At 45.3% G+C, this 17,619-nt stretch carries 12 protein-coding genes; 11 read left to right on the top strand and 1 reads right to left on the bottom strand.

Features of this window, described 5'->3' with window-relative positions:
• Positions 1 to 157: 157 nt before the first annotated feature.
• Complete coding sequence (erpA, locus tag AB6D06_RS16835) at positions 158 to 499, bottom strand: iron-sulfur cluster insertion protein ErpA (RefSeq protein WP_372099994.1); 342 nt, start codon at positions 497 to 499, stop codon at positions 158 to 160.
• 296 nt (positions 500 to 795) lie between these two features.
• Here erpA and hemL point away from each other — a divergent pair, with 296 nt between their 5' ends.
• The 11 genes from hemL to AB6D06_RS16780 all read left to right on the top strand — a co-directional run bounded on the left by hemL (position 796) and on the right by AB6D06_RS16780 (position 17,613).
• On the top strand, positions 796 to 2,091 hold the full coding sequence (gene hemL, locus AB6D06_RS16830; protein ID WP_010436060.1) for a glutamate-1-semialdehyde 2,1-aminomutase: 1,296 nt from the start codon (positions 796 to 798) through the stop codon (positions 2,089 to 2,091).
• 343 nt (positions 2,092 to 2,434) lie between these two features.
• The gene (locus AB6D06_RS16825) at positions 2,435 to 3,520 is read left to right on the top strand and encodes an AI-2E family transporter (RefSeq protein WP_017059406.1); all 1,086 of its coding nucleotides are present in this window, start codon (positions 2,435 to 2,437) and stop codon (positions 3,518 to 3,520) included.
• A 110-nt stretch (positions 3,521 to 3,630) separates the two neighbouring features.
• Complete coding sequence (gene rsmC / locus AB6D06_RS16820) at positions 3,631 to 4,653, top strand: 16S rRNA (guanine(1207)-N(2))-methyltransferase RsmC (RefSeq protein WP_017066801.1); 1,023 nt, start codon at positions 3,631 to 3,633, stop codon at positions 4,651 to 4,653.
• A 216-nt stretch (positions 4,654 to 4,869) separates the two neighbouring features.
• Complete coding sequence (locus AB6D06_RS16815) at positions 4,870 to 8,259, top strand: response regulator (protein ID WP_372111106.1); 3,390 nt, start codon at positions 4,870 to 4,872, stop codon at positions 8,257 to 8,259.
• A gap of 711 nt (positions 8,260 to 8,970) precedes the next feature.
• Complete coding sequence (locus AB6D06_RS16810) at positions 8,971 to 10,653, top strand: ABC transporter substrate-binding protein (protein WP_017056650.1); 1,683 nt, start codon at positions 8,971 to 8,973, stop codon at positions 10,651 to 10,653.
• Between the two features lie 169 nt (positions 10,654 to 10,822).
• Positions 10,823 to 11,809, top strand: a complete 987-nt coding sequence (locus AB6D06_RS16805; RefSeq protein ID WP_017059409.1) for an ABC transporter permease — start codon at positions 10,823 to 10,825, stop codon at positions 11,807 to 11,809.
• A 2-nt stretch (positions 11,810 to 11,811) separates the two neighbouring features.
• Positions 11,812 to 12,837, top strand: coding sequence for an ABC transporter permease (locus AB6D06_RS16800; protein ID WP_017056648.1), 1,026 nt, complete (start codon positions 11,812 to 11,814; stop codon positions 12,835 to 12,837).
• 2 nt (positions 12,838 to 12,839) lie between these two features.
• Positions 12,840 to 13,823, top strand: coding sequence for an ABC transporter ATP-binding protein (locus AB6D06_RS16795; RefSeq protein WP_017059410.1), 984 nt, complete (start codon positions 12,840 to 12,842; stop codon positions 13,821 to 13,823).
• Positions 13,824 to 13,910: 87 nt separating this feature from the next.
• Positions 13,911 to 14,906 (top strand): ABC transporter ATP-binding protein, encoded by a 996-nt coding sequence (locus AB6D06_RS16790; protein WP_017059411.1) that lies wholly within the window; start codon positions 13,911 to 13,913, stop codon positions 14,904 to 14,906.
• 98 nt (positions 14,907 to 15,004) lie between these two features.
• A complete protein-coding gene (locus tag AB6D06_RS16785) occupies positions 15,005 to 16,726 on the top strand; it encodes a glycoside hydrolase family 9 protein (RefSeq protein ID WP_372111103.1) in 1,722 nt (573 codons plus the stop codon).
• Between the two features lie 2 nt (positions 16,727 to 16,728).
• Positions 16,729 to 17,613, top strand: coding sequence for a BadF/BadG/BcrA/BcrD ATPase family protein (locus AB6D06_RS16780; RefSeq protein ID WP_372111101.1), 885 nt, complete (start codon positions 16,729 to 16,731; stop codon positions 17,611 to 17,613).
• The last annotated feature ends 6 nt before the right edge of the window (positions 17,614 to 17,619 follow it).

Below are 17,619 nucleotides of genomic sequence, written 5' to 3'. Positions count from 1 at the left end.
AGATGGTTCACTCGTTAAGCGGTGAACAACGCTTCATACGACCTCAGGTCGCACGAAAAGTAATAAGTTACTAAGTAAAAACAAAAACGCCGAACATAAGTTCGGCGTTTGAAATGTATCTAATACAGCTTTGAGCTCAAGCTATTTTCAACTCATGCTATACGCTGAATGATGCGCCACAACCACATGTTGTTGTAGCGTTCGGGTTGTTCACAAAGAAGCGTGCGCCTTCTAGGCCTTCAGTGTAATCAACCATGCCGCCCATTAGGTATTGTAGGCTCATTGGATCAACAACCAGCGTTACACCGCTGTTTACAATTGTAGTGTCGCCATCATTTACTTTTTCATCAAATGTGAAGCCGTATTGGAAACCGCTACAACCACCACCTGTAATGTATACACGCAGTTTTAGTTCTGGGTTTTCTTCTTCAGCAATTAGCGTTTGTACGCGGGTAGCTGCTGCATCAGAAAAAGACAATGGAATATTTATTTCGCTCACGACAACCTCTCTTACCTGTGTCAAAAACAACATGATACAAATCTAATTCGAGACCATAGTTGTTGAGTATTTTCTTATATTCCGGTGATTATCTAATACCTGACTGAAACGTTCAAGTATTCACCACAGGATCGGTCCTTTTACTGCTGTAAACTCGCCAATATCTAACAATTAAAACGTGTAACCACACAAAACAACCAGATTCGGGTGATTATCTGGGCGAAAGCATTCCTAGTTGGATTAGGGATAGGTACAATGCGTGCCAATTGGTCCGACAGTCAAAAGAGGATATATCAATGACCAAATCAGCAGAGCTGTACGAAAAAGCACAGCAAACCATTCCTGGTGGCGTAAACTCTCCAGTTCGTGCATTCAATGGCGTAGGTGGTTCTCCAATCTTCGTTGAACGCGCTGATGGCCCACTTATTTTTGATGCTGATGGTAAAGCGTATATCGATTACGTTGGCTCTTGGGGTCCAATGATCCTTGGTCACAACCACGCGGTTATTCGTGACGCAGTTATTGCAGCAGCTCAACGCGGCCTTAGCTTCGGTGCTCCAACCGAAACTGAAATCAAAATGGCTGAACTTGTATCTGAGATGGTTCCATCAATGGAACAGCTACGTATGGTGAGCTCAGGTACAGAAGCAACAATGAGCGCGATTCGTCTAGCTCGTGGCTTCACTGGTCGTGACAAAATTCTTAAGTTTGAAGGCTGCTACCACGGCCACGCAGACAGCCTACTTGTAAAAGCTGGTTCTGGCGCACTGACTTTAGGTCAACCAAGCTCTCCAGGCGTACCGGCTGATTTTGCGAAACTAACGCTAACAGCAACCTTCAACAATCTAGATTCAGTACGTGAAATCTTCGCAGCAAACAAAGGCGAGATCGCTTGTATCATCGTTGAGCCAGTAGCGGGTAACATGAACTGTATCCCTCCTGTAGAAGGCTTCCACGAAGGTCTACGTGAAATCTGTGATCAAGAAGGTGCATTGCTAATCTTTGATGAAGTAATGACAGGTTTCCGCGTTGCTGAAGGTTGTGCTCAGGCTTACTACAACATCAAGCCAGACCTAACGTGTCTTGGTAAAGTGATTGGCGGCGGCATGCCTGTCGGTGCTTTCGGTGGTCGTAAAGACGTGATGCAATACATCGCACCAACTGGCCCTGTTTACCAAGCGGGTACGCTTTCAGGTAACCCTGTTGCAATGGCTGCTGGCTACGCATGTTTGAACCTTCTACGAGAAGAAGGCAACGAAAAGCGTCTAGCTTCAAAAACTAAGCAGTTGGCAAAAGGCTTCAAGCAACTTGCTGACAAGCACGGCATCCCGATGCTAGTTCATCAAGTTGGCGGTATGTTTGGTTTCTTCTTCACTGACCAAGAAACTGTGACGTGCTACGAAGATGTAACTAAGTGTGATGTAGAACGCTTCAAGCGCTTCTTCCACCTAATGTTAGATCACGGTGTTTACCTTGCACCTTCAGCATTCGAAGCAAGCTTTACTTCTCTTGCTCATGGTTCAAAAGAACTTGATGCAACACTAGAAGCTGCTGACCGCTCTCTTGCGATCATTGCTGCTGAAAGCAAATAATCGAAAGCACTTTATAAGTCGCTAACCGATTGAATTTAGGGCTGCATTAAATGCAGCCCTTTTTATATATCGCGCTCACCAGCCAAAAAATATGACAGCTTATTTAGCCGTCGACTAAGGCTAAAGCTGAACCAAAAGCGATTAACGTTCCCAGAAAAGAAAAACCAACAACATCAAGGTACCGAGGAACATTCTGAACCAAGGGATCTCTTTTTTTGTTTGCTGTTCTTCGTCTTGGCATTTCTTATCTTTATTACAGCATCCCATTATCAAAACTCCTCATTGCTAACTCTCTGTTTTGCAGCCATTATAAACTCAGAACGCAAATATAGAGACCATTACCGTGTCAGAAAAACTCAAAATCAATTCCAGCCACTGGGTGATCATCATTGCCCTACTCGCGGCGGCTTATGCTTGTTACTTGCTTATCGAGCCATACGTTAACTCTATCGTGATGGCCTTTATCATTTCACTATTGATGTTCCCAATCCATGAGTGGCTTGAAAAAAAGCTCCCGAATAAAGAAAACATCGTCTCTCTGCTGTCTTGTATCATACTGACCTTCATTATTGTTATCCCTTTATTGGCAGTATTCGCAGCAATTGTTCAGCAAGGTTCTCTGTTCTCTCAGAACACCTACCAATGGGTAACACACGGCGGCATTCAGACTCTGTTTGCTCATCCGTTAGTGGTCAAAGCGCTGTCATTTGTGAATAACTACCTGCCTTTCGACAATATTGAGCCCCAAGCCATCGCACAAAAAGTCGGTGAGTTTGCGACCAGCTTTGGTTCTAAGCTAGTTGGTATCAGTGCCAAAATCTTAGGTGACGCGACCAATTTCTTGATGGATTTCTTCTTGATGCTGTTCGTTTTGTTCTTCTTATTAAGAGATCACGACAAAATCATCAGTGTGGTTCGTCATATTCTGCCGCTGTCTCGTAGCCAAGAAGACAAACTTCTAACAGAGATAGAACAAGTATCTAAATCAGCAGTAATGGGCTCATTCTTAACCGCAATCGCGCAAGGTTTTGCCGGCGGTTTAGGTATGTGGATTGCCGGTTTCCCAGGTCTATTCTGGGGTACTATGATGGGCTTTGCCTCTTTCATCCCAGTTGTGGGTACCGCATTAATCTGGATTCCAGCAGCAACCTACTTGTTCCTAACTGGTGATACCACGTGGGCGATTTTCCTAACGGTTTACTGTGTAGCGATTGTTGGTTCAATTGATAACCTTCTGCGTCCGCTGCTAATGCAAGGCAGTGCAGGCATGAATACCCTGATGATCTTCTTCTCACTATTGGGTGGTATTCAACTGTTTGGCCTAATTGGTCTTATCTACGGACCATTGATTTTTGCGATTACCATTGTCCTATTCAACATCTACGATGAAGAGTTTAAGGACTTTTTAAACCAGCAAGACAAGAGTTAACGAACTTGACGTCAACTTGATTGGCGAACCCGTATTAAACACTTCAAGCTTTGGGCGGATTATGCGAAAATCCGCCCTCATTTTTTGCTAACGATTCAACAGAGTGTCCTATGTCAGCTTATATTGCACCAAGCCAGATTGCTCAACGCCAACTCGCCTACTTTGAAGGCAAACATGTTTTAGTTGCCGGTGAGGCAGAAGACTTGTTCCCTGTTGAGTTAGCGAAGCATTGTGAATCTGTCTCTGTGTTTACTTCTAATTACAGCTACTACCGTCAATTAGAAGGCTACAACACCATCCAACGTTTTTATGGTGCGGAGTTTACCGAAGAGACTAAAGCCGACTTAGTGATGTTGTACTGGCCAAAAGCCAAAGCGGAAGCGGAATTTTTGTTGGCGATGCTATTTGCCAAGCTAGGCAAAGATACCGAGATCGTCGTGGTTGGTGAAAACCGTTCAGGCGTGAAAAGCATCGAGAAGATGTTTGCTCCTTACGGCAAAGTTGTTAAATACGATTCAGCGCGTCGTTGCTCTTTCTACTGGGGTCAATGCTTCGAGCAACCACAAGCGTTCAACCTGCAAGACTGGTTTAAGACCTACACGGTTAACATTGGTGAGCAATCACTTACGGTAAAAAGCCTTCCTGGCGTCTTCAGTCACGGTCAATTCGATGTCGGTAGCCAACTTCTGTTGGATACTCTGCCAAAACTAAAAGGCAAGGTACTGGATTTTGGCTGTGGTGCAGGCGTATTGGGCGCGGTGATGGCATCTCGTAACCCAGATATCGAGCTAGAAATGTGCGACATCAGTGCATTTGCCGTGGCATCAAGCCAAGCAACGCTAGAAGCGAATGGTTTAACGGGTAAAGTCTTCGCATCCGATGTCTATTCTGATACTGCAGAAGACTATCAGTTCATCATCAGTAACCCACCATTCCATTCAGGTTTAGACACTAGCTACAGCGCGACTGAGACCTTACTTTCTCAGGCTCCTAAGCATTTGAAGCGTTCTGGTGAGATGATTATTGTTGCGAATAGTTTCTTAAAATACATTCCAATTATTGAACAAGCGTTTGGAAAATGCGCGACTCTAAATAAGACCACTAAATTCGCGATCTATCACGCAAACAAATAACCTCTCTAGTACAGCGCAGGGTCATTATCTGCGCTGTCTGTTCATATTTTTGTCAAAACTCTATAAAAATGAGCTTTTGCACACGCTTTAAATACCACTTACTTGTCAAAGTAAAAAAACTCGTTAATTTCGTTAAATTGGAACCCGTTAATTCTATTCTCTGTACTTGTTTTCGCCCCTTTTAGCAGTACATCAAAGGAAAGTAGTACCCAATTTATGTTTAGATTCTATCGTAAGCAGAAGTTTAAGCGCCTTCAAAATACCCTAATGCTGGCATTTCTTGTCCTCAGTATTACCCCTGTGACACTTATCGCGATATTTTTCCTCCAATCGCACAGTCAGGATCTCCAGGAACAAAGCACCTCACACCTTGTTTCGGTTCGTGATACTAAGCAGCAGCAAATTGTCGATTACCTACAAGCTCAAGAATCCCAAGTGATGGGCTTTGTTCGCTCAGAATTGGCCAATGCCAGTGGCGGGCGATTTTATGGTTTGATCAATGCATTTCAACGATTGGGGTTAGATATTGACGAGGCACGCAGTAATGCACAGCAGCGCTATATTCAAGGCTCTGGCGATCAAATCAAAACGTCGATCCTCCCTGAATCCAGCAGCTTTATTGGCAGCGAGCGTTATCGCCTGCTCCACAAGCGCTACCATAATGCTTACCTAGAACTGCTTAAACGCTCTGATTTTGACGATATTCTCTTAGTTGATATCGACGGTAACGTCGCTTATTCCGTCTTTAAAAATGACGATTACGGCACCAATCTGCTGACAGGAAAATACAAGGACTCCAACCTAGGTATTACCTTTCAACGACTAGCCAAAGACGTAACCGACCGACGCAAATCTAACGAAGATTACACGCCGGTTATCGTTTCTGACTTTAAAGACGAGAATGGCAAACAGACCGCATGGCTAGGCGCACCTATCGTTCAACAAGGCTACCTACACAGTTACGCGATGTTTAGGCTACCAATCAACGGCATTACTAAGTTGATTGCGGATCTCAACAAGAGTTCGAATATTCAAACGCTGCTTGTAGGTGATGATCACCTGCCGCGTAGCCTTGCTCATTCACAAGAATCTATCAACTTGAGCCTAGATGTTGTCGATAAAGCATTGGCTGGCGAAACAGCGGTTGGCACCTTCGACAACACCCTAGATCAAGCGATCATCGCGGCATATACGCCAATTGAGCTGAAATACGCAACATGGGCTCTTGTCGTAGAGCTGCCAGAGAAAGAGGCGTTTGCCCGTATTCATCAGTTAGAAAAGATCTTCGTGATCGTGATGCTAACGGCGATCATTCTGGTAGTCGTTGCATCGCACTATCTGTCTAACTTCATCACATCCCCACTGCTTAAACTGACGTGGGCTGCCGAAAAAGTATCGGCGGGTGATCTCGATGAAACCATGATCAATACCGAGCGCAAAGATGAGATAGGCCGACTCGCGGTGAGCTTCGAAAGAATGCAGCGATCTATTCGTGAAAAAATGCAGCTCATCAAAAGCCAAAACGATGAGCTTGAGGACAACCTTAAGACCATTCAAAAGCAAAACGAAGAGTTACAACTGGCAAATAAACTCAAAGATGAGTTCTTAGCGACTACTTCACATGAATTGAGAACACCACTGCATGGCATGGTGGGTATCGCTGAAGCGTTGATATCTGGAGCTAACGGCCCTATTCCTGCTAATCAGAAATATCAGTTGGATATCATCATCAATAGCGGTCAGAGATTGGCGACCTTGGTTGATGATCTGCTTGATTATCACAAGATGCGCTATGGCAGCTTAGATATTAAGAAATCAGCCGTTGATTTGTCGGCAGCCACCAGCTTGGTCCTAGAGTTGTCTCATCACCTATTGGGCAATAAGCCAATCCGTATTATTAACCAAGTCCCAAGTGATTTAGGTCTGGTTTCATCGGATCCTCAACGACTTGAGCAAGTGATGTATAACTTGGTCGGCAATGCCATCAAGTACACCTCAGAAGGTAAAATTGTTATCTCTGCCAGCGTTATCGATAACAACATTCGTGTACAAGTTGTCGATACTGGCCAAGGTATACCGGCCGAGTACCTTGAGCACATCTTTGAGCCATTGATTCAAGCAGGCCAAGATGCGAGTAACTACCGCCAAGGTGCAGGGCTTGGATTATCGATCAGTCGTCAGTTGATCGAGCTAATGGGCGGTTCACTGTACGTTAGTAGCCAACCAATGCTCGGCACTACGTTTAGCTTTACCCTGCCCCTAGCTACTCAAGATGAGTTAGACAGTTACAACGAATCAGGTCACTACTCGCACTTCCAAGCGCCTGATTTAATTGATAACAGCCAACAAGAAAATAGTGTTATCAGTGAAAACCCAGATGGCCCGTTATTGGTTATCGCCGATGATGAGCCGGTTAACCTGCGAGTATTAGACAGCTTCTTGAAGTTAGAAGGTTATCGAGTACGTACTGCATGTGATGGCCCTGAAACCATTGAACTGATTGAGAAAGAGAAGCCAGAGCTGCTTCTACTCGACATCATGATGCCAGGAATGAGCGGCTATCAGGTTTGTGAAGCACTGCGTAAGCAATACGATCATGCTCAGTTGCCAATCATCATGCTAACGGCACTCAACCAAGCAGAAGACCGTGTTCGAGGTTTCGAAGCTGGCGCCAATGACTACTTGTCTAAACCGTTCAACAAACAAGAACTAGCGGCTCGAATTACAGCACATCTATCAGCAAGCAAAGCTGAACAAAGACGCCTTGAAAACGACCAACTGCAACTCGAGCTCAAACATAGAGCGATGGTTGAGGCTAACTTGTTAGAAACTCAAGGCCGCTTATTAGAGCAACTAGAATCGGCACCTGAAGCCATCATCTGTATTCGTGACGACCAACGTATTCGCTTTGCTAACGAAGCTGCGGCGAAGCTATTCAGACGCGGACAAGAACAACTTAAACGCTCAATGGCCGACGAGATCATTGCACCTAAATACCTTAAGGTAGAACAAGCCCACTACTGCGGTGATATTGATATCTATATAGACGATACACGTCAGCGCATACCAAGTGACATCCTTAAGCTGCCTGAAGGCTCAGGGCTCGACACCATGTATATCTTCAATGTAGGTGGTGGTGTTAACTCAAACCGAATCAATAACCTTGAAACGGCGGTTGAAGCTCTCTCTAGTTATGCCTTTGAAGGCGACAAAGATAAGTTGCAACAGTTGAAGGAGCTTGGCGGAGAATTTACTCGTCTTGCTGACAAGGCAACCGGTGAAGGTAAAAACAAGCAAGAGTTAATGCGTGAGGTACTGGTCGATGCGATGACGAATGCCATCATCTACTGGGAATCGGTGACTGGTGAAACCAAGTTTGCTTTCGCCGAGAAGAGTGGCTTGTGGCGCGTCTACTTAGACCGCAGTACGCTGCAAACTCGAACGCTAGACAAATACCTACGCGTAGAAACCCTACCGAAAACGCCTCGCTGGCGAACGGTACTGAGCTCAATCGAATTCATTCTGGAACACTGCAAAGAACAGACGCCAGAAAGAACCCATATTGAGATGCTGAGGGATAAACTTCAGAAACTACTGACCAGTTAAACCCTGAACCAACATCACGATACTTTGAATAATGGAGCCCACCTAGCGTGGGCTTTTTTGTACGCCTTATAATCACAAAAAGTAGAATCCCATCGCTTGCAACGCACTTTTTTTACGCCCTTAAACAAGGAAGAATTCACGCCAATCACGTACAGTGTGAGCTCGTAACCGTCAGTACTTTTCGTTCTATTCTCAATCATATCTGACCGTTATCTGACTCTTTGTTGCAGTTTGAGAAGCGAGTCACAACAGAACGGCAGATTTAATTTTCTAGGGAAATTTAACGTAAAACTGGCAAGTGACCGAGATCTACAATTATACCAACTTAGGGTAAAGCATTATAATAAAAAGCCTTTAAAGTTAGTGACCACTTACAACCTGCAAGAACCTCAAAACCAAATGCGAGTCACATCACCTTAACAATTGCGTACAAAAAACCACCAAAGCAACCTATTTTGACGTTAATGACGTGGGGTTGTGTGTTTTTAACGTTTTTGACGGGAAACGAGTTTGATTAATTCATCGATAAGGTGTTTTCTTACTCCTGCCAAAGGCCTACAGGCCACTCTTACCACTTCTCAGAATCAACGATGAATCTGGAGCAACGAAGAAGAGGTAGGCCTTTAACCAGAGTGTGTATCTACTAAACAATTTAGCGACAGATAACATTCAATCCATTAGTGAAATGAAAGCAAATAGTAAGGAACAGCTATGCTTGCCAATATAAAAAAAACAGCAATAGCAACAGCAATTATTGCAACTGCTACAACAGGTTTTGCATCAGTAGCAACCGCTGCAGAACGCAGTGAACTGACCGTTCACCCGAAAGAGTACACTACATTCGTACGTAACTTTAACCCGTACCTTGGTGCTACTAACCTACATACTACAACTGACTTCATGTATGAGCCGCTAGTAGTATTTAACGAAATGCACGGTAACACTCCAGTGTTCCGTCTAGCTGAAAACTTCAAGATGTCAGATGATCTGATGAGCGTTGTTTTCGACATTCGTAAGGGTGTTAAATGGTCAGACGGAGAAACTTTCTCTGCTGATGATGTTGTTTTTTCTTTCAACCTTGTAAAAGAGAAGCCAGAGCTTGACCAATCTGGTATCAACTCTTGGGTAACTTCTGTAGAAAAACTGAACGACAACCAAGTTAAGTTCACACTAACAGAAGCAAACTCAAACGTACCTTACGAGATTGCTAAAGTACCTGTAGTGCCTAAGCACATCTGGAAAGACGTTAAAGATCCATCAACGTTTACCAATGAGAACCCGGTAGGTTCTGGTCCATTTACAGAAATCGATACGTTTACAGCGCAACTATACATCCAGTGTGCAAACCCGAACTACTGGGATGCAGACAACCTAGATGTTGACTGTCTACGTGTTCCACAAATTGCGAACAACGACCAATTCCTAGGTAAAGTTGTAAACAGTGAAATGGACTGGACGTCTTCTTTCGTTCCAGATATCGATCGTACATACGCAGCAGCTAGCCCTAAACACCACTACTGGTACCCGCCAGCAGGTACACAGGCATTCATCGTTAACTTCAAGCACCCTGATGCAGCGAAGCATGAAGCATTGAGCAACGTTGACTTCCGTCGTGCTTTCTCTATGGCTCTTGACCGTCAAACTATCATCGACATCGCATTCTACGGTGGCGGTACTGTGAACGATTTCGCATCGGGTCTTGGCTACGCGTTTGAAGCTTGGTCTGATGAAAAAACTCATGACAAGTACAAAGGCTTCAACACTTACAACGCTGAAGGCGCGAAGAAGCTTCTTGCTGACGCTGGCTTCAAAGATGTAAACAAAGATGGTTTTGTTGACACTCCATCAGGCAAGTCTTTCGAACTAATGATTCAATCGCCAAACGGCTGGACTGACTTCAACAACACAGTTCAACTAGCGGTAGAACAGCTAAACGAAATCGGTATTAAAGCGAAAGCTCGTACACCTGACTTCTCTGTTTACAACCAAGCAATGCTTGAAGGTACATACGACGTAGCATACACAAACTACTTCCACGGTGCGGATCCATACACGTACTGGAACAGTGCTTACAACTCATCACTACAATCTGGTGATGGTATGCCTCGTTTCGCAATGCACTTCTACAAAAACGACAAGCTAGATGGTCTTCTAAACAGCTTCTACAAAACAGCTGATAAGAACGAGCAGCTAGACATTGCACACGGTATCCAGCAAATCATCGCTGCAGACCAAGTGACAATCCCTGTGATGTCTGGTGCTTACATGTACCAATACAACACAACTCGCTTCACTGGTTGGTGGAACGAAGAAAATCCAAAAGGCCGTCCAAACATTTGGGCTGGTATTCCAGAGCGTCTACTTCATGTACTGGACCTAAAACCAGTTAAATAAGTAATCGTTCAATCCTTGCGGCGTAACCTCTTACGCCGCTTATAAAAATCCCCACACTCTCAATTGAAAGTATGGCGCTAGTCGTCAGGGGATTTTTCGTTCCAAATTTCGCTAGGAGCGACCTGAATCCAGAAACAGGGAAACAATCTGGGTGAGTAAGGTGTGAGTTATGGGTTATTTTTTAAGACGTTTGTCATTTTATTTTGTCGCGCTATTAGTTGCTGCGACGTTAAACTTTATTATTCCAAGAGCAATGCCTGGTGACCCAGTTACCATGATGTTTGCGAACGCTTCTGTACAAGTTACTCCAGAGCGTATTGCTGCAATGAAAGAACTATTAGGCTTCGTTGATGGTGGCTACTTAGTTCAATACGTGGCGTACATGAAGAACATTCTTAGCTGGGAACTTGGTACATCAATTCAATTCTACCCACTTTCTGTAAACACACTGTTGGGTGGAGCATTCGGTTGGTCGCTTTTCTTAGCCGGCACCGCAGTTATTCTTTCTTTCTCGATTGGTTCAATCCTAGGTATTTTCGCAGCGTGGAAACGCGGCAGTAAGTACGATGCCTTCGTAACGCCAGGGATGCTGATTCTACAAGCCGTTCCTCAAGTTGTTATCGCGATGATTGCACTATTTACCTTTGCAATTGGCTTGAAGTGGTTCCCAACAGGGTATGCCTACACCGCTGGTACTATACCTGATTGGACAAGCTGGGCATTCATTAAAGATGTCGCTTACCACGCCTTCTTACCACTGTTCTGTGCTTCTGTTGTTCAAATTGGTGGCTTCCTAGTAAACATGCGTAACAACATGATCAACCTACTAGCCGAAGACTACATCACCATGGCGAAAGGCAAAGGCCTGAGCGAAAACCGAGTGGTATTCAACTACGCAGCTCGTAACGCGATGCTACCTAGTGTGACAGCCCTGTCAATGTCGCTAGGTATGGCAATCGGCGGTCAGTTAATTATCGAAATCATCTTTAACTACCCAGGTCTTGGCAGCGTACTTTTCAACGCAATTAACGCTCGTGACTACCAAGTACTGCAAGGTCAGCTGCTTATCATGACGCTATTCATGCTGTTCTTTAACCTAGTTGCAGACATGCTTTACGTTGTTCTTGACCCTCGTCTTCGTAAGGGTGGTAAATAATCATGAAAGACTTTTTAAAACTCATTTGGCGTAACCCGATGGCCCTAACAGGCGTCATCATCCTAAGTATTTTTATTCTTGGCGCGATTGCAGCTCCATTAATCACCAAACATGTACCAGACAAGCGTACAGGTAACCCACACGAATATCCTGGTTTCGTGGTGAAGTCTGCACAAACTAACCCTGATGGCTGGGTTGCTCAAAATCTAGCAGACGACCGTCGTACATTGATCATGTCTAAAAAGGCAGACCACGTACTAGGTACAACTCGTATGGGTCGTGACGTTTGGTCTCAAGTGGTATACGGCGCACGCGTATCTCTTGCTGTAGGTTTTGGTGCGGGTCTAACCGTATGTTTACTCGCAACTGTTATTGGTGTTTCTGCAGGTTACTTCGGTGGCCGTGTCGATGACGTTCTAACAGCCGCAATGAACATCATGCTGGTAATCCCTCAATACCCATTACTGTTCGTAGTAGCAGCCTTTATCGGTGAGGCAGGGCCACTCACCATAACCTTGGTTATCGGCTTTATGTCTTGGGCTTGGGGTGCCCGTGTTGTTCGCTCCCAAACCTTAGCACTGCGTGAAAAAGAGTTTGTAAAAGCCGCTGAAGTTTTGGGTGAATCTTCATTCCGCATCATCTTCGTAGAGATTCTGCCAAACCTTATCTCTATCGTTGGCGCAAGCTTCATCGGTTCGGTGATGTACGCAATCATGATGGAAGCAACCATCTCGTTCCTAGGTCTTGGTGACCCGAACACAATCAGCTGGGGCATCATGCTTTACAACGTTCAAACCTCTTCATCAATGCTGATTGGCGCTTGGTGGGAACTGCTGGCTCCTTGTATCGCACTGACACTACTTGTAACTGGCCTTGCTCTACTTAACTTCGCGGTCGATGAAATTGCTAACCCGCAACTGCGTTCTCACAAAGGCATGAAGCGTTGGAAGAAACTAGCAGCTCAAGACAAAGAAGAACGTGAACCAGAACTACCACCACAAAATGCACTTTGGAGCGGAGATAAATAATCATGTCTGAACCACTAATTTCTATCCGCAACTTATGCGTGGATTACATCACAGAGTCTGGCGATGTTCGTGCGTGTAACAACGTAAGTTTCGACATCGCTCCAGGTGAAGTCTTCGGCCTAGCTGGTGAATCTGGCTGTGGTAAATCAACGGTCGCTTTCTCTCTTATGCGTCTTCATAAGCCGCCCGCTTACATCAGTGGTGGTGAGGTTATCTTCAACGGTGAGAACATCCTTGAATACAGTGATGACCGTATGCAGTCGTTCCGTTGGAGCGAGATGTCGATGGTATTTCAGAGCGCGATGAACGCACTCAACCCAGTACTACCGATGGAAGAGCAGTTCTGTGACGTAATCATGCGTCACACCAACATGACTCGTGAGCAAGCTAAACAACGTGCTGAAGGTCTACTTGAAATCGTAGATATTCACCCGAGCCGATTGAGTGATTACCCTCACCAATTCTCTGGCGGCATGCGTCAGCGCTTAGTTATCGCTATCGCGTTAGCACTGAATCCAAAGCTGATCATTATGGATGAGCCGACAACCGCACTTGATGTGGTTGTGCAACGCGAAATCCTACAAAAGATCTATGCACTAAAAGAAGAATTTGGCTTCTCAATTCTGTTCATCACCCATGACTTGTCATTGATGGTCGAGTTCTCTGACCGCATCGGCATCATGTACTCAGGTGAGCTAATCGAAGTGGCTAACTCTCAAGATATTCTAGAAAACCCTTACCACCCTTACACCAAAGGGCTGGGAAATTCTTTCCCTCCACTGACAGGGCCAAAGACAAAGTTAGCAGGTATTCCGGGTAACCCTCTGAACCTGTTAGAGATCCCTGAAGGGTGTCGTTTCCAAGCTCGTTGTGACCGTGTACATGAAAAGTGTACCAAGGTGCCAACCAAGCTGCGTTCTATCGACCCGGGACATTTGTCTAACTGCCACCTGTACGGTGACCCAATAGTACAAAGGAAGCTATAGCTTGCACGCTGACTCAGCGTGAATAACGAACAAGGCGGCTCGACCGCCTAAAAACAAGCAAAGCGAATAACGATTCTGGAGACAATTATGAGCAAAGATTTCGGTCAATTATTGGTAGAAGGCAAGAATGTCGTAAAAGACTTCCCAATAAGCAGTACCACCATTCAAACCCCAATGATGCGTGCGATTAACGACGTGTCATTCAAGATGTACAAAAGCCGTGGCCTAGCAGTGGTTGGTGAGTCTGGTTCAGGCAAATCAACAACCGCAAAAATGATCGCAAAAATGTACGCACCTTCAGGCGGCACGATCGAATACAAAGGTCGTGATATCCAAGAGATCTCAAGCAGAAAAGATCTTATGCACTACCGTGAAGGCGTGCAGATGGTATGGCAAGACCCGTTTGGTTCATTGAACCCAACGCACAATATCTTCCACCACATTGCTCGACCACTGTTGATCCACAAGAAAGTATCTCCGGGCAACAAGAAAGAGCTAGAAGAACGCGTTTACGATCTTTTAGAGCAAGTAGGTCTCATTCCGCCAAAAGAGACGGCGAAGAAATACCCTCACCAACTGTCTGGCGGCCAACGTCAACGTGTCAACCTAGCCCGCAACATCGCGGTAGGTGCCGAAGTTGTACTAGCCGATGAGCCAACTTCAATGCTTGATGTATCGATTCGTGCCGGTGTTTTGAACCTGATGGAAGAGATGAAGTTCGAGAAGCAAATGTCTCTGCTTTACATCACTCACGATATCGCAACCGCTCGTTACATCGCTGAAGACCTTTCGGTGATGTACGTGGGACACATGGTGGAATGGGGCGATACCGATGACGTGATTGCTAACCCTCAGCACCCATACACCCAATTGCTTGTTTCGGCCGTTCCAGATCCTAAGAAGTCGATCCACGAGCAACTTGCAGGCAACAAAGGTGAGATTCCTCTGTGGACACCAGTATCAGCAGGCTGCCCATTTGCAGGCCGATGTACTCACGCAATGGATAAGTGCAAAGAGCAGCTACCAGGGGTTACGCAGCTCGCTGATAACCACTTTGTGCGCTGTTACCTACACGAAAGCTAAGCAATAAAACCCAAGTTAGGGTCTGCGGACCCTAACTATTTATATCCAAAACATTCAAGTACCTAGCCAATAGAAACTAGGACTGTCGGAGAATATTGATGCTGTTATTGACCAACCATATTGGCTATGAGTCCACAGGCCCGAAGCAAGCTATCCTACAAACTAAGAAAGCTCGCCTATCAAGCACTACGGCTCTACTCGTCTGTGCTGACAACCATATGACTGTCGGAAATTTTGATGTGGTTAAACAAGGCCGCGTAGCAAATTGGCATCAAGGGCAATTCTTCACTATTGATTTCAGTTCAGTCACTGAATCTGGTCGCTACTACCTACGTTTTGACAACCTGCGTTCAGAAGTATTTGAGATTGGTAGCAACCTATTAATGAACCACACGTTTTCTGATGTGCTTCATTACTTTAAGTCACAACGCTGTGGCGGTATTTTCGACAAAAAAGATCGACAAGCACAAATTCTAGGTACCGACCGATACGTCGATGTCCACGGTGGATGGTATGACGCATCAGGTGATGTCAGTAAATATTTTAGCCACCTGTCTTATGGTAACTACCTAAACCCACAACAAATTCCGATGGTCGTTTGGAACATGCTAAAAAGCGTACGCTTGACTAGCCATAACCCAGACTTCCCGAAATTCTCCATGACTCGTCTAACGGAAGAGGCTCTGTTCGGTGCCGACTTCTTAGTGCGTATGCAAGACGCTGACGGATACTTCTATATGACGGTATTCGACAAATGGAGCAAAGATATCAACCAACGCGATATCTGCGCTTATGCGACTCAAGAAGGTCATAAATCAACGGACTTACAAGCGGGCTACCGACAAGGTGCAGGTGTTGCTATCGCAGCATTAGCCGCAGCTTCTGAGCTTGAAATCTCTGGCAGCTACTCGAGCCACACATACCTTGAAATGGCGGTTAAGGGTTACTGGCATCTAAAAGAGTACAACCTCCAGTATCTAAACGATGGTGAAGAGAACATCATCGATGAGTATTGCGCCCTACTCGCAGCCAATGAGCTGTATCGCGTAACACAAGACCAGCAATACCTATCAGAAGCAAGAACTTGGGCGACTCGTTTAATCTCTCGTCAGCAATCCGATGATTCATTTGAGCACTTCTGGTCGGCAAACTCTGATGGCTCTCGTCCATACTTTCACGCAGCTGAAGCCGGTCTTCCTGTGATTGCACTATGTGAATACATCGACAATGAAACCGATGCTGAATTAAAAGAACAGGCGCGCACAGTTGTTGAACAAGCTTGTCAGTTCGAAATCAACATCACCGACAAAGTCACCAACCCATTTGGCTATCCAAGACAATACGTAAAATCTATCGATGGTGATAAACGTGATGCCTTCTTCGTCGCTCAACAGAACGAAACCGGTTACTGGTGGCAAGGCGAGAACGCACGCCTTGGCTCACTCGCAACCATGGCTTACCTAGTTCAACCGCACATTAAAGATAGCGAGCTTCAAGAGCGCTTAATCCAGCTTTCACAAAATAGCCTTGATTGGATCTTGGGCCTCAACCCATATCACATGTGCATGCTCGATGGTCATGGCCATAACAACCCAGACTACCTACCTCAGCTTGGTTTCTTCAATGCGAAAGGCGGTATCTGTAATGGCATCACGGCTGGTTTTGAAGATGAACAAGACATTGCGTTCAACCCTCCAGCACAAAAAGATGACATGCTTCAAAACTGGCGCTGGGGCGAACAATGGATCCCTCACGGCGCTTGGTTCCTATTAGCCACAGCGGCACAGTTCAGCTTCCTAGCTCAGCGTAAGGAGCAATAATAATGACTCTTTACTACGTAGGTATTGATGGTGGTGGTACTTCTTGTCGTGCTCGTATTCGTGACGACCAAGGCAAATTGATTGGTGAAGCGAAAAGTGGCAGTGCCAACATCCTTTTGGGTGTTGATGTTGCGATGAGCTCAATTATTGATGCCATTACAAAAGCAGCACAACAAGGGCAACTCAACTCAGACCATTTTTCAAATATGCATGTTGGCCTAGCACTGGCTGGCGCTGAGCAAAAATCAGCATGGTTCGACTTCATGGCTCAACCACACCCTTTCGCAAGCATGACACTAAATACCGACGCTTATGGCGCTTGCATTGGTGCTCACAATGGCCAAAACGGCGCAATCATGATCGGTGGTACGGGTTCTTGCGGTATCTTCCTAAAAGACGGTGAGCAATATGTGGTTGGCGGTCGTGAATTTCCGATTTCAGATCAAGGCGGCGGCGCAGTCATGGGCTTACGTTTGATTCAACAAGTCTTGCTTGCAGAAGACGGTATTCGCAACAAAACCCCGCTGACTCTACATGTGATGAATCACTTTAATAATGATGTGGATGCCATTGTCGAATGGTCAAAAGGTGCTATTCCAAAGGATTACGGTCAATTCTCACCAGTTATTTTTCAACTCGCTAACGAAGGTGACGAACTGGCTATCGATATGCTCAAGCAAACCGCGGCTGATATCGAAATGTTTGTCTTAGCACTGCATCGAAAAGGCGCTGACAAGGTGTGCTTAATGGGAAGTATCGCTGAGCGTATTCTCAACTGGCTATCACCACCAGTACAACAATGGATCGTTAAACCTCAATTCGACGCTATTGAAGGCGCATTGATGTTTGCCGGAAAACCACAACACAACTTGTATCAACAGGCTTAGCAGGGA

The organism is Vibrio sp. 10N.239.311.G01 (genome assembly GCF_041465805.1).
Lineage (GTDB): Bacteria > Pseudomonadota > Gammaproteobacteria > Enterobacterales > Vibrionaceae > Vibrio > Vibrio crassostreae_C.
This window is presented reverse-complemented; position numbering and strand designations above follow the sequence as displayed.